11 protein-coding genes are annotated in these 13,856 nt (G+C 74.3%); 7 read left to right on the top strand and 4 right to left on the bottom strand.

The annotated features are described in order from the left end of the window. Positions 1-81 precede the first annotated feature (81 nt). A complete protein-coding gene (locus tag ACZ37P_RS05610; RefSeq protein ID WP_401309888.1) occupies positions 82-672 on the bottom strand; it encodes a MarR family winged helix-turn-helix transcriptional regulator in 591 nt (196 codons plus the stop codon). Positions 673-770: 98 nt separating this feature from the next. Between ACZ37P_RS05610 and ACZ37P_RS05605 the strand changes: the two genes are divergently transcribed. The 5 genes from ACZ37P_RS05605 (at position 771) to ACZ37P_RS05585 (ending at position 10,403) form a co-directional block, all read left to right on the top strand. Next, positions 771-1,316: a YceI family protein gene (locus ACZ37P_RS05605; RefSeq protein ID WP_355336395.1), complete on the top strand. Its 546-nt coding sequence runs from the start codon at positions 771-773 to the stop codon at positions 1,314-1,316. A gap of 256 nt (positions 1,317-1,572) precedes the next feature. Beyond that, entirely contained in the window at positions 1,573-2,295 is a 723-nt protein-coding gene (locus tag ACZ37P_RS05600; RefSeq protein WP_355336396.1) for a hypothetical protein, read from the top strand. A 221-nt stretch (positions 2,296-2,516) separates the two neighbouring features. Then, positions 2,517-4,640 carry a flotillin family protein gene (locus ACZ37P_RS05595; protein ID WP_467344986.1) on the top strand — a complete coding sequence of 708 codons (2,124 nt, stop codon included), beginning with the start codon at positions 2,517-2,519 and terminating at the stop codon, positions 4,638-4,640. Positions 4,641-4,651: 11 nt separating this feature from the next. Next, positions 4,652-9,580: a DNA repair ATPase gene (locus ACZ37P_RS05590; protein ID WP_467344984.1), complete on the top strand. Its 4,929-nt coding sequence runs from the start codon at positions 4,652-4,654 to the stop codon at positions 9,578-9,580. A 76-nt stretch (positions 9,581-9,656) separates the two neighbouring features. Further along, positions 9,657-10,403: a phosphotransferase family protein gene (locus ACZ37P_RS05585; protein ID WP_467344982.1), complete on the top strand. Its 747-nt coding sequence runs from the start codon at positions 9,657-9,659 to the stop codon at positions 10,401-10,403. Positions 10,404-10,537: 134 nt separating this feature from the next. On the opposite strand, the gene ACZ37P_RS05580 is transcribed toward ACZ37P_RS05585, so the two are convergent. Together ACZ37P_RS05580 and ACZ37P_RS05575 are read right to left on the bottom strand one after the other, a co-directional pair. Then, on the bottom strand, positions 10,538-11,143 hold the full coding sequence (locus ACZ37P_RS05580; protein WP_401309900.1) for a phosphatase PAP2 family protein: 606 nt from the start codon (positions 11,141-11,143) through the stop codon (positions 10,538-10,540). Beyond that, the gene (locus ACZ37P_RS05575) at positions 11,140-11,862 is read right to left on the bottom strand and encodes a DedA family protein (RefSeq protein ID WP_355336401.1); all 723 of its coding nucleotides are present in this window, start codon (positions 11,860-11,862) and stop codon (positions 11,140-11,142) included. Before ACZ37P_RS05575 ends, ACZ37P_RS05580 begins: the two co-directional genes overlap by 4 nt. Before the next feature lie 113 nt (positions 11,863-11,975). Between ACZ37P_RS05575 and ACZ37P_RS05570 the strand changes: the two genes are divergently transcribed. Next, positions 11,976-12,416, top strand: coding sequence for a BlaI/MecI/CopY family transcriptional regulator (locus ACZ37P_RS05570; RefSeq protein WP_355336402.1), 441 nt, complete (start codon positions 11,976-11,978; stop codon positions 12,414-12,416). Continuing rightward, positions 12,413-13,339 carry a M56 family metallopeptidase gene (locus ACZ37P_RS05565; RefSeq protein WP_355336403.1) on the top strand — a complete coding sequence of 309 codons (927 nt, stop codon included), beginning with the start codon at positions 12,413-12,415 and terminating at the stop codon, positions 13,337-13,339. The genes ACZ37P_RS05570 and ACZ37P_RS05565 overlap by 4 nt, the downstream gene beginning before the upstream one ends. Before the next feature lie 202 nt (positions 13,340-13,541). Here ACZ37P_RS05565 and ACZ37P_RS05560 read toward each other — a convergent pair. Next, the coding region (locus ACZ37P_RS05560; protein WP_467344978.1) for a peptidoglycan-binding domain-containing protein at positions 13,542-13,856 on the bottom strand (315 nt) is incomplete at its 5' end.

Genomic DNA, 13,856 nt, shown 5'->3' with positions numbered 1-13,856 from the left:
GCCAGGGCCCTGCCCACGCGGCGGGCGGGACGGCTCGGCGGGTGCGCTGACGTGGCTGGTGTGCCGACGCGGCGGCCGGGGCTACGCGGCCGGCGGGGGCGGTGTCGCGCCGGTGGGTATCGCGGTCGCTCCGGCGGCGCGGGCGGCGGCCACTTCGGCGGCTTCCGCCTCCTGCGTCGGGCAGCTCCGGTCCTCCTCCGAGCGGGCCTCCTCGCACTCCGTCTTGAGCCCGGCGCTGATCGCCCGGCCCGCGTCGCGCAGCGTGGCCAGCTGCTCGGGGGTCAGCACGTCGAAAAGGTGCTCGCGGACGGCCGTCACATGCCCGGGGGCCGCCGCTTCCAGCGCGGCGAACCCGGCGTCGGTGAGCGTCGCCACCCAGCCGCGCCGGTCGCAGTCGGCGGGGCTGCGTACCACCCAGCCCTGTTTCTCCAGCGCGGACACCGCGTGCGAGAGGCGGCTGCGCGAGGACTGCGAGGCTTCCGCCAGCTCGCTCATCCGCAGGCTGCGCCCGGACGCCTCCGAGAGCCGCACCAGAATCTCGTAGTAGGCCATGGGCATGCCGGACTCGCGGCGGAGCTGGCGGTCGATATACGCCGAGAACTCCACGCTCGCGGTCATATACGCACGCCAGATCTCCTGCTCGTCGTCGCTCAGCCAGCGCACATCGTCCATGCCCACCAGCATACGGGTGGTTGAACTCTCAACACCATGGCGTTATGGTGGGTGAGCGCTCAACCAAATACCCCGGTTCACCGCTCAAGGAGCCCCACATGTCCTCCCAGACCGAAGTGATCGACGGCTACGTCGCCGGCAAGTGGACGATCGACGCGGTCCACTCCGATGTCTCCTTCTACGTCCGTCACCTCGGTGTCTCCAAGGTCCGCGGCAGCTTCGACAGCTTCGAGGGCACCATCGAGACCGCCGAGAACCCGGTGGACTCGAAGGTCTCCGCGGTGATCAAGACCACCTCGGTGAGCACCAACAACGAGATGCGCGACAACCACGTCCGCAGCGCGGACTTCCTGGACGTGGAGAAGTTCCCGGAGCTGACCTTCACCTCCACCGCGATCCGCCCCAAGACCTCCGAGCTGTTCGAGGTCGACGGCGACCTGACGCTGCACGGCGTCACCAAGACCGTCACCCTCCAGCTCGAACTGAACGGCTTCGGCACGGCCCCCCAGGGCCACGCCATCGCCGGTTTCTCGGCCGCCACCGAGATCAGCCGCAGCGACTTCGGCGTGACCGGCGGCGCCGCCGGCGCGGCCGTCAGCGACAAGATCCGCATCGCGCTGGAGATCGAGGCCGCCCAGGGCTGAGGCCCCCGCGCCCCGCCCTTCCACGGCACCGCAGATCACGCGTTCTCCCGCCTTCGCGCGGCGTACTCCACGGCTCCGGCCGCCCTCCGTACGGGTCACTCCGCGCGGACGGCGGCCGGAGCCGTTTCGGTTGCGGTCGGTTCAGGACGTGTAGACGCGGTGAAGACTGCCGGGAACCGGCAATGCGACAAAGGTTCCCGGACTGCGACAATCATCGCGGGGCGGGGGAGAGCCGCACAGGGGGGAGGTGTTGGGGATGGGGGAGTTCACCAGCATCGTTCTCGGCTTTCCGACCGTCCTGTTCGGCGGGGCCCTGGTGGTCGTGGTCTGCTTCTGGCTCGTTGTGCTCCTCGGGGGGGCCGATGCCAACGGACCCGGACACCACGGCCCCGACGCCGACTTCGGGGGCGCCGGACACGGCGGTCACGGCGGACTCGACGCGCACGCGCACGACGCCCCGGACGGCGGCCACGAGGGCCACGGCGGACTCGGCGGCCTGCTGGCCGCCACGGGACTGGACGGCGTGCCCGTCACCGTCGTCTTCTCGCTGCTCACCGCGCTCGCCTGGTTCCTGAGCCTGGCCGGCTCCGCGGCGCTCGACGGCGCCGGCCCGCCGGGCCTGGTGCGCACGCTGCTGTCCTTCGCCGTCCTGTGCGGCGCCGTGATCGGCTCCTGGTCGCTGACCTGGGTGCTGGTCCGCCCGCTGCGACGGCTCTTCCCGCACGAACGGCCGCCCTCACGCGAGGACTTCGTCGGGCAGCCCTGCGTGATCCGCACCGGACGCGTCACCGGCGCCTTCGGCCAGGCCGAGGTCACCTCGCCGGACGGCTCCACCGCGGTGGTCCAGGTCCGGCAGAGCGGCGAGGACAGGTACGCGGCGGGCAGCACCGCGCTGATCTACGCGTACGAGCCCGACGGCGAGTTCTTCTGGGTCGCGCCGTTCGACCCTTACGAACGCATCGGCCCCGCGACGGTCTGAGCGGTTCAACCCCTGAAGGCCGCGACGCCCGAAGGCTTCACCGCCTCGGGGCCGCGACGCCTCGCCGCGCCCGCCCGTCCGCACCCCCACTGAACGTCCCCACTGAACGTCCCCGCCGGCCGGACCACTCCGGCCGGTCCGCCTCGCCGCGCGGCACCACCCCGCCGTACGGCGGCACATCGTCCCCGCACCACCAGACCCGTAGAACCTGAGGATCTGCCATGGATGCCACCGCCATCGGAATCGGCGTGCTCTTCGGAGTGCTTCTGCTCATCGCCCTCGGAACGCTGTTCACCGTGAGCCGGCTGTTCCGAAAAGTCGCCCAGGGCCAGGCGTTGATCATCTCCAAGGCGAAGCATGTCGACGTCACCTTCACCGGCGCCGTCGTGCTGCCCGTCCTGCACAAGTCCGAGCAGATGGACATCTCGGTGAAGACCATCGAGATCCAGCGGACCGGCCGCGAGGGCCTGATCTGCCAGGACAACATCCGCGCCGACATCCACCTGACCTTCTTCGTCCGCGTCAACAAGACGAAGGAGGACGTGATCAAGGTCGCGCAGGCGATCGGCACCGAACGGGCCAGCCACCAGGGGACGTTGCAGACGCTGTTCAACGCGAAGTTCTCCGAGGCGCTGAAGACCGTCGGCAAGCAGCTCGACTTCGTCGACCTCTACACCCACCGCGAGAACTTCCGCGACCGGATCATCCAGGTCATCGGCACCGACCTCAACGGTTACCACCTGGAAGACTGCGCGATCGACTTCCTCGAGCAGACCCCGATGACGCAGCTCGACCCGGCCAACATCCTGGACGCGCAGGGCATCCGGAAGATCACCGAGCTGACGGCGATCGAGCACGTGCGCACCAACGAGTTCCAGCGCACCGAGCAGAAGGAGATCACCCGGCAGAACGTCGACGCGCGCGAGACCATCCTGGAGCTCGAACGCCGTCAGGCCGAGGCCGAGATCAAGCAGCGCCGCGAGGTCGAGACGCTGCGCGCCAAGGAAGAGGCGGCCACCGCCCGCGTGCAGGAGGAGGAACGCCTGGGCGCGCAGGGCGCGTTCATCCGCACCGAGGAAGTGCTCGGCGTCCAGCGCGAGAACCAGCAGCGCGAGATAGCGGTCGCGCAGAAGAACCGCGAGCGGGTCATCGCCGTGGAGAACGAGCGGATCGAGAAGGACCGCGTCCTCGAAGTCATCGCCCGCGAGCGGGAGACGGAGCTGTCCCGGATCTCCAAGGAGAAGGAGGTCGAGTCCGAGCGCCGCGAGGTCGCCGACGTCATCCGGGAGCGGATCGCGGTCGACCGCACGGTGGCCGAGCAGGAGGAGTCGATCAAGGCGCTGCGGCTGGTGCAGGAGGCCGAGCGCGAGCGGCAGGCGCTCATCATCACCGCGGAGGCGCAGGCGCAGGAGCAGCTCGTCAAGGACATCAAGGCGGCGGAGGCGTCCGAGCAGGCCGCGCACCACAAGGCACGCGAGTCGCTGACCATGGCCGAGGCCCGCAAGCAGGCCGCCGAGCTGGACGCCGCCGCCAAGATCCGGCTGGCCGAGGGCATCCGGGCGGAGGCCGCGGCGGCCGGGCTCGCCGACGTCGAGGTGCGCGAGCGCAGCGCGGAGGCGATCACCAAGGTCGGTCACGCCGAGGCCGAGGCCACCGAGGCCCGGCTCAAGGCGGAGGCGGAGGGCTCGCGGCTGCTGGCGCTCGCCAACGCCGAGGGCACGACCGCGCAGGCGAAGGCCGACGCGGCGATGATCGGCGAGAAGCTGAAGGCGGAGGCCGAGGGCCTGACGGAGAAGGCCGCCGCGATGGCGGCGCTCGACGACGCCTCGCGCGGCCACGAGGAGTACCGGCTGCGGCTCGCCGCGGAGAAGGACATCCGGATGGCCGGGCTCGACACGCAGCGCTCCATCGCGGAGGCGCAGGCGACGGTGCTGGCCACCGGCCTGGAGCACGCCGACATCCAGATCGTCGGCGGCGACAGCGTCTTCTTCGACAAGCTGCTCGGCGCGGTCTCGGCCGGGCGCAGCGTCGACAACTTCGTGGCGAACTCCGACACCGTCAAGACGCTCGCGGGCAGCTGGCTCGACGGTTCGGGCAACAGCTTCACCGAGGACGCCACGCGCGTGCTGTCCTCGCTCGGGTCCGGTGACGTCGCCAACCTCACCGTCTCCGCGGTGCTCGGCCGCCTGATCGCCGAGGGCGGCCCCCAGGCGGGTTCGCTGAACAAACTCCTCGACCAGGCACGGTCGTTGGGCCTGGCCGACGCGCCGCTGAGCGCCCTGCGCGGTGCCGCGCCCGACGCCCAGCCCGCGGCCTCCTCGGCCAACGGCCTCGTCAAGAAGTGAGGGGGCCGGGCGTGAGCGGGGCGCAGGAGTCGCGGGGCACGGCACCCGAGGGTTCGCCTGGCGCGGCCTCAGGGGGGCCGCGCCCGGCGGGCGGATCAGCCGCGGGCGGGCTGGACGGGGACGCGTACGAGGTGCTGCGCGCACGGCTCACCGCGTCCGCGCGGCTGCTCGCGGACCGGGCGGGGGCGCTCAACTCCCGCCGCCAGGAGGTGTTCGGCACCACCGAGCTGCGCCTGGACGGCACCGAGCGGCTGCGCACCGCCCACCCCGCGCAGGCGGCGGACGTGGCCGCCGTCGGCCCCTATCTGCTCTTCGCCTCGAACCCGCCGGAGGTCACCTCGGTCGGCGACGTCTTCCAGGCGCTCCCGGCGGCGTCGGTCGGCGAGGGCGGTGGGGGCGGGCAGAGCCGTGCGGGCGGCGAGGGCGGGGCCGACGCGGGTCCCGCCGGGCTGCTCGACGACCCCGTGTTCGTACGGGAGTTCGGCGAGCTGTACCGCTACTACCGGCAGACGCGGCTGCTGCGGCTGCGCGTCGCCGAGGGGCGGCTGCTCGCGGTCTTCAGCACCGGGCCCGGCGTCGGCGACGTCCGCGTGGTCGGCTGGCGGGTCGCGCCCGACGGGAGCTGCGCGTACGAGGGGACCGCGCGCGAGGAGTGGGCCGACTCCGACGGCGGCGTCTACACCGTCACCTGGGCGGCCGTCACCCGCGAGGACCAGGTGGCGGGGCGCGACCCGCACCTCGCGCTGACCGCGGCCGACGGCGGCACCGTCACCGTCGCCACCTCCGGCGGCACGCTCGCCATCGGCGCCGACGAGGCGTCGTACGAGGAGCCCGTCGAGGACGCGCTCCAGGCCCTCGCGGACGCCGACGTCGCCTACGCCACCGTCGGCCCGCTGGTGCTGCTGCGCGTCCGGCCGTACCGCGAGAACGCCGACCGGCACTTCGCGGTCAACACCAGGACCGGCGAGATCGAACGGCTCGACGCCCTCGGCCAGGCGTGCCTGCGGCTCCCCGACGACCAGGGCGTGGTCTTCCCCGGCGGCTACGCGCTCGCCACCGGCGGCACCCGCGCGTACGAAACCGGCCCGGAGGAGCTGGAGTTCGAGCGGATCGTGCGGTCCGCGAACGGCGAGGACGTGCTGTACGTCTTCCTCGCCGCCGACGGCCGCCGCCTGCTGCTGCCGTACAACCTCATCCGCAAGGAGGCCGCGGCGCCGCTGCACGTCCAGGGCGCCGCGCTCTACGAGGACGGCACGCTGCTGACGCTGCGCCCGGCCGACGGCGGCGAGGCGGCCCGCGTGCACATGGTGCAGCGCTGGGAGACGCCGTTCCTGTCCGACGCCTACGCCGCCGCGCAGCCGGTCGGCGGCGGACCGCTGGAGCGGATCGGCAACCCGGACCTGGTGCGGGCCGTCGCGGACACGCTGTCGGTGGCCCGTACCGCCCTGGCCCTGGAGGCCGCGCCCGCGCTGCCGGGCTACGAGGCGCTGGTCGGCGAGTGCGAGCGGGTGCTCGACCGCTACCACTGGCTCGGCGACATCGAGGAGGACGCCGCTTCGACGGACGCGGCCTCCGGCGACCTGGTCGCGCCGCTGGCCCAGGTCCGCGACACCGGACGGCAGGTGCTCGCCGAGTACGCGCGGGTACGCGACCTGACCGCGCGCGCCGCGACCGCAGTCGACGAGAGCGCCGCCCGTATCGCCGTCCTCGTCCGGCAGGCGCGCGGCGAGGCCGTGAAGTCCGCGGACGAGTGGGTCGAACGGCTCACCGAACTGCGGCGCGCACAGGGCCACTTGATGTCCCTGCGCGAGATGCGGTACGTCGACGCCGAGCGCCTGGACGCGCTCACCGCGAGCCTGGCCAAGGACCTGGCGGACGCCGCGCGCCGCGCGGCGGGGTACTTCGCCGACGAGCACGCCTTCGACGGCTACCGGGACCGGGTCGCCGCGACCGCCGCCGACGCCGAGGCCATCGCGGCCGCGGCGGACGCGGCCGAGGTCGCCGCCGTCCTGGACGAGCAGGCCACCGGGCTCGCCACCGTCACCGAGATCGTCGGCACCCTGGAGATCGACGACGCGACCGTCCGCACCCGCATCCTGGCCGCCGTCGCCGACGTGCTCGGCGCCGTCAACCAGGCGCGGGCCGTGCTCGACGGCCGCCGCAGGGAGCTGGCAGCCGCCGAGACCGAAGGCGAATTCGCCGCCGAGAGCGCGCTGTTGGCGCAGAGCGTCAGCGGGGCGCTGGCCGCCGCCGACACCCCGGAGAGCTGCGAGGAACAGCTCGGCCGGCTGCTGGTCAGGATCGAGAACCTGACCACGCGCTTCGCCGCCGACGACACCCGGCTCGCGGCCCTGGACGAGCGCCGCGAGGAGATCCACCAGACCTTCGCCGCCCGCAAGCAGGCGCTCGCCGACGAACGCGCCCAGCGGGCCCAGCGGTTGGCGGCCTCCGCCGAGCGCGTCCTGGCCGGGGTGCGCCGCCGCGCCGCCGCGCTGCCCAGCCTTGACGACGTCAACACCTACTTCGCGTCCGACCCGATGGCCGCCCAGCACCGGCGGATCGCCGCGCAGTTGCGGGACCTCGGCGACCCGGCGCGGGCGGCGGAGGCCGAGGCGGCACTGGCCGCGGCCCGGCAGGACGCCGGCCGCTCGCTGCGCGACCGGCTCGACCTCTACGACGCCGACGGCACGGTGATCCGGCTCGGCCGCCACCGCTTCGCCGTCAATACCCAGCCGCTGGAACTCGCCCTCGTCCCGCACGCGGACGGCCTCGCCTTCACCATCTCGGGCACCGACTACCTCGTGCCGGTCGCCGACCCCGCCTTCGCGGCCACCCGCCGCTTCTGGGACCGCCCGGTCGTCTCGGAGTCGCCCGACCTGTACCGCGCCGAATACCTCGCCGCGACCCTGCTGCTCGACGCCCCCGGCGCTCTGACCGACATCCCCGCGCTGGTCAAGGAGGCCGCCGCGGCCCGGCTCGACGAGGGTTACGAGCGCGGTGTCCACGACCACGACGCGACGCTGCTGCTGACCGCGCTGCACGAGCTGGACACGGCCGCGGGCCTGCTCCGCCACCCCGCGGCCGACCGCGCCCTGGCCCAGCTCTTCTGGACCCATGGCGCCGCCCCGGCCGCCCGGCCGGCCTGGACCACCAGGGCCCGCTCACTGAGCAGGGCCGCGTCCGCCTTCGGGGACTCCGCCGCCGCCGTGCCCGCGCTGACCGAGCTGGCCGCCGAACTCGACTCCGCCGTACGGGACTTCGCCGCCCGTGCCGGACTCGGCCGGATCGGCGCGGTGGGGGAGGGGACGCCCGTCGGCGACTACCTGGTGGCCGAACTGGCCGCCGACCGGACCGGTTTCGTCGGCGGCGCCGAGGCGCGGGCGCTGCGGGAGCGGTTCGTCTCCGCGCTCGGCGGCGCGCAGGGCGTGCCGTACAAGGAGTTCCTCGACGACCTCGGGGCGCTCGGCGACGACCTGGGCGCGCGCTGGCAGCTCGTGACGGGCTGGCTCGGCGCGCATGCCACGAGCTCCTCGGTCTCTTCGGCCTCTTCGGCCTCTTCCGTCTCTTCCGTCTCTTCCGCGGACGGTGAACTCGCCGAGGCCGCCGCCGCGTTCGTCTGCGGTCCCGACCTCGCGGTCTACGCCTCCGAGGCCGCCGTCGGCACCACCGTGACCGGTCTGCTGGGCACCCACCCCCGGATCACCGCCCGGCGGATGGCCGTACGCCTGGACGAAACCCTCACCCGCGTACGGCGGTTCAGGGCCGAGGACGTCCCCGCCTACCGCACCTACCAGCGGCACCGCACCTCCGTGGTGGCCGCCGAGCGCGACCGCCTCGACCTGGACGCCTACCGCCCGCGGCCGTTGACCGGCTTCGTCCGCAACCGGCTGCTCGACGAGGTGTCGCTGCCGCTCATCGGCGACAACCTCGCCCGCCAATTCGGCCCGTCCGGCGGCCTGTTGATGCTGATGTCGCCGCCCGGCTACGGCAAGACCTCGCTCGTGCAGTACGTGGCCGCCCGGCTCGGCCTCGCCCTGGTGACCATCGACGGGCCCGCGCTCGGCACCGGCGTCACCTCGCTCGACCCCGAGCGCGCCCCCGACGCCACCTCGCGCCGCGAGGTCGAGAAGATCAACTTCGCGCTGGAGCTGGGCTCCAACGTGCTGCTCTACCTGGACGACATCCAGCACACCTCGCCCGAGCTCCTTCAGAAGTTCATCACGCTGTGCGACGCGCAGCGCCGCGTCGAGGGCGCGGCGGGCACGTACGACCTGCGGGGCAAGCGGTTCGCGGTCTGCATGGCGGGCAACCCGTACACCGAGTCCGGCCGCCTCTTCCGCGTCCCGGACATGCTCGCCAACCGCGCCGACGTCTGGAACCTCGGTGACGTCCTGACCGGCAGGGAGGCGCTCTTCGCGCTGAGCTACGTGGAGAACGCGCTCACCGCCAACGAGACGCTCGCGCCGCTGGCCGGGCGCGAGCGCGGCGACCTCGAACTCCTCATCCGGCTCGCCGAGGACGACCCCACCGCCCGCGCGGACGACCTCGCCCACCCCTATCCGGCCGCCGAGCGCGAGGACATCGTGGCCGTCCTGCGCCATCTGCTGCGCGCCCGCGCCACCGTGCTGGCCGTCAACGCCGCCTATATCGCGTCCGCGGCCCGCACCGACGCCTCGCGCACCGAGCCGCCGTTCCTCCTCCAGGGCTCCTACCGCACGATGTCCCGCCTCGCCGCCCGTATCCAACCCGCCATGAACGAGGCCGAGTTGGAGGCCGTCATCGACGACCACTACCGCGCGGAGGCGCAGACCCTCGCCTCCGGCGCCGAATCCGCCCTCCTCCACCTCGCCGCCCTCCGCGACCGGCTCACCCCCGCCGAGGCGGCCCGGTGGTCCGCCATCAGGTCCGCCTACGCGGGGGGCGGTACGGCCGCGGGGTAGCGGGACACGGCCGGCCGCGTCGGCCCACGCGGCAAATCCGGTGACGCCGGGGCCCTCCCCCCGGATACTGCCGCCCATGGACGAGGTCAATGTGGTGGTCGCCCACTCCGAGCGCGCGACCCTGCGCGTCGGCGACGTGTTCTTGAAGGTGGACGCCGATCAGGCGCGTATCGACGTCGAGGTCGAGGCGATGGCCCTGGCGCCGGTCCCGACCCCGGAGATCCTGTGGCGCGAGCCGCCCGTGCTCGCGCTCGCCGCGGTCCGGGGCACGGCGCTCGGCCGCCTCGGTGAGCCGTCGCCCGCGTCCCCGGCGGCGTGGGCCGCGGCGGGCGCCGCCGTCCGGCGGCTGCACGACGCGCCGTTGCCGCCCTGGGCAGGCCGGCGCCGCCGCGACCCCGACGAGTTGGCGGTGGAACTCGACGGCGAGTGCGAGGCGCTGGTGACCAGCGGTGTCCTGCCCGCCGCCCTGGTCACCCGCAACCGCCGGGTCGCCGAGGCCGCGCTCCGGGCGTGGACGCCGGTGTTCGCGCACGGCGACCTCCAGATCGATCACGTCTTCGTCGACAGCGCCGAGGTCACCGGCGTCATCGACTGGTCGGAGGCGGGCCGGGGCGACGCCCTCTTCGACCTCGCCACCTTGACCCTCGGCCACGAGGAGCGCCTCGGCGACCTCCTCACCGGCTACGGCGCCGACGTCGACCTCGACGCCCTGCGCGCCTGGTGGTCCCTGCGCGCCCTCCTGGGCGTCCGCTGGCTGACCGAACACGGCTTCGACCCGTTCGCCCCGGGCTGCGAGGTCGACGTCCTGAAATCCCGCATGTAGCCCGTACGCAGACCCGTACGCAGACCCGTACGCAGACCCGTACGCAGACCCCCGAGCCCCGAGCCCCGAGCCCCGAGCCCCGGGCCGCGCCACAGCGCGGCGCGGTCAACCGACCGGGCCCGCACCCCGGAAGGCTATTCGGCGGCGGGACGCAGGGCGTGCACCAGGGGGCGGAGTCTGGTGGCGCGGAGGCGGTCGACGGCGGGGGCGGCGCGGGGGGCCAGGAGGGAGACGGGCCAGGCGACGAGGGCGCCGACGAAAAGGCCGACGACGACGTCGTGCGGGTAGTGGACGCCGATCCAGACGCGCGAGGCGGCCATGAGGAGGGCGAGGGGGACGGCGAGGCGCGGTCCCAGGCGCCGGTCGGCGAAGAGCAGGCCGACGGCGGCGGCCGCGGCGATGGCGGAGTGGTTGCTGGGGAAGGACCAGTCGCCGAGCGCCGGACACGTCTCGACCGTGACGGTGTGCAGCGTCTGACAGGGCCGCTGCTCGTCGAAGACCGCCTTGACCCCGTCGTTGACGAGGAAGGCGACCACGACGGTGAACGGCACGGCCAGCGCCGCCGCCATCGCGGCGGACCCGGCGGGGCGGGCCCGCCACCAGACGATCAGCATCAGGACGGCGAAGAGGCCGAGCCCGTAGTCGCTGAAGAAGCGGACGGTGTCGTCCACGGGCTGCGGGGTGCGCCCCGCGAGGTCGGTGATCCAGCGGTACAGGCCCGCGTCGAATTGCGAGGTCACGGGCGCTCCGGGTCAGAGGCGGCGGGGGTCGTCACGGCGGGGGCGGACGCGGCGGGTACGGGCTCGGCGTCGGCCGCCTTCGCGCCGTCGCGGCGGCTGCGCCGTACCTCCAGGACCAGCGGCGCCAGCGAGACGACCACGATCACCGCGACGATCGGCAGCAGGTACGTGTCCACGTGCGGGATCGACGAGCCGAGCCCGTAGCCGCCGAGCACCAGGCCGACGGTCCAGACGGCGCCGCCCGCGATCTGCCAGACGGTGAAGGTGCGGACCGGCACGTTCAGCGTCCCGGCGAGCGGGTTGAGCACCGTGCGCACGATGGGGATGAAGCGGGCCAGGACGACGGCCTTGGCGTGGCCGTACCGTTCGAGGAGTTCCGCGGCTCTGGCCGCGCCCTGGTGCAGCTTGGCGTTCTTCGTGCGGTTCAGCAGCGCGGGGCCGCCGCGCCGTCCGATCACGTAACCGGTCTGCGCCCCCAGCAGCGCCCCGGCCACGGCGGCGAGCAGCACCTGCCACAGCGAGAGATGCACCACATCGGAGGCGCCGGGCACGCACAGCAGCCCGGCGGTGAAGAGCAGCGAGTCGCCGGGCAGGAAGAAGCCGATGAGCAGGCCGGTTTCGGCGAACATGATGACCGCGATGCCGATGGCCCCGAAGGACGACAGCAGGGAGGTCGCGTCCAGGACGTTCACGGCCTGATCGAGCGCGGGCAGGGGCATGACGGTGGGGCCCTCCCATAATGGGTCCTGGGGTGCCGCGCGGCACCCTCCCCGACTACAGTCGTGTAGTCGGTCTACAGAACTGTAGACGAACGAGCCGGAAGGGGCGATCCATGACGGAGGCCAACGCGTCGGCCCGGCGGCCTTCGGGTGAACTCGAGGCGAGCGTGCTGGCCGCGCTGTGGGCGGCCGACGGCCGCGCCCTGACCCCCGCCGACGTCCAGCGCGACCTGGGCACCGCCCTCGCGCGCACCACCGTCACCACGATCCTCGCGCGCCTCTACGAGAAGGGGTCCGTCAGCCGCACCCGTTCGGGGCGCGGCTACGCGTACCTGCCGGTCCAGGACTCGCCGGGCCTGGCCGCCCGCCGCATGCGCACCGAGCTGGACAAGTCCGGTGAGGACGACCGCGGTACGGTCCTGGCCCGCTTCGTCTCCCAGCTCGACCCGGACGACGAACGGCTGCTGCGCGAGCTGCTGGTCCAGGCGGAGGACGACGGGCCGTCCCCGGCCCCCGGCCCCGCCGGTCCCGCCCCGGAGGGCCGCCGCCCGTGAACCTCGCCGTCTGGGCGCCGCTGCTGCTCCCGCTGCTCGCCGTGCCCGCCGCGCGGCGGCTGGCGGACGCGCTGCCGCCGCGCGCCGCGGCCTGGCTGCTCGCCGGGTCCGCCGTCGCGCTCGCCGCGTGCAGCACCACCGCGCTGCTGCTGCTCGCCGGGGCGGGCGCCCTGCGGCTCCCGCCGGTCGCCGCCTTCGCGCACTTCGTGCTGCCGGTGGTCGGCGACCAGGTGACGGTGGCCGCCGCGTGCGTCGCCGCCGTGCTGCTGGCCGCCGTCGTCACGGCGCTGGTCCGCACCTCGCGCCGCCACCTCGTGCTCGCCGCGCGGGCCCGCAGGCGCGCCGTCGCGGCCGGTACGGCGGCCGGTGACCTCACCGTCCTCCAGGACCCCGGCCCCGACGCGTACGCGCTGCCCGGACGGCCCGGCCGGATCGTCGTCACCACCGGCATGCTGCGCGCCCTCGGTCCCGCCGAGCGCGAGGCGCTGCTCGCCCACGAGCGGGCCCACCTCGCCGGGCGCCACCACCTCTTCCTCGCCGCCTTCGCCCTCGCCTCCTCCTGCCACCCCGCCCTGCGCGGCCTGCGCGGGCCGCTGTCCTACGCCCTCGAACGCTGGGCCGACGAGTCCGCCGCCCTCGCCGTCGGCGACCGCCGCCTCGCCGCCCGCGCCATCGGGCGCGCCGCCCTGGCCTCCCGGCCCGGCGTCCGGCCGCACGCCGCGCTCCCGGCCGCCACCGGGCCCGTGCCGCGCCGCGTCGCCGCCCTCCTGGCCCACCCCCCGACCACCCCCCACCTCCGCGCCCGCGCCCCCCGCGCCATAGCCCTCGTCCTGGCCTCCTGCCTCGCCCTGTCCGCCGCCAGCGCCCTCCAGGCGGCCCACGACCTCCACGGCTCCATCGAGGTCGCCCAGGGCGAACGCTGACCCCGTCGCCCGTCGCCCGTCGCCCGTCGCCCGTCGCCCGAGGCCCCCGGTCCCGGGAGGGGGCCGATGTCGCGCGGCGCCGGCGCGCGCTGACCCGTGCCTTCCGCGTTCACGCGAACGGCACCCCGGCCGGAGGAGCGCGGCCGGGGTGCCGTACCGGGATCGCGGGCGGTGCCGCTGTCCGGTCAGGGTGTGCCGAGGGTCAGGAGACCAGGGCCTGCCAGGTGTTCGGGCCGACGATCCCGTCGGCGGTGAGGCCGTGGGCGGACTGGAAGGAGCGGACGGCGGTGTTGGTGCCCGCGCCGAAGGCACCGTCCACCGCCAGGGACGAACCGTGCGCGTTGAGCTGGCTCTGCGCGGCCTGGACCGCGGCGCCCGACGAGCCCTGCTGCACGGTGACGATCAGGGCCTGCCAGGTGTTGGGGCCGACGATCCCGTCGGCGGTGAGGCCGTGGGCGGACTGGAAGGAGCGGACGGCGGTGTTGGTGCCCGCGCCGAAGGCACCGTCCACCGCCAG

The organism is Streptomyces sp. NPDC024632 (genome assembly GCF_055559175.1).
The sequence above is the reverse complement of the archived record's forward strand: the minus strand, read 5'-3'. Positions and strand labels throughout refer to the sequence as shown.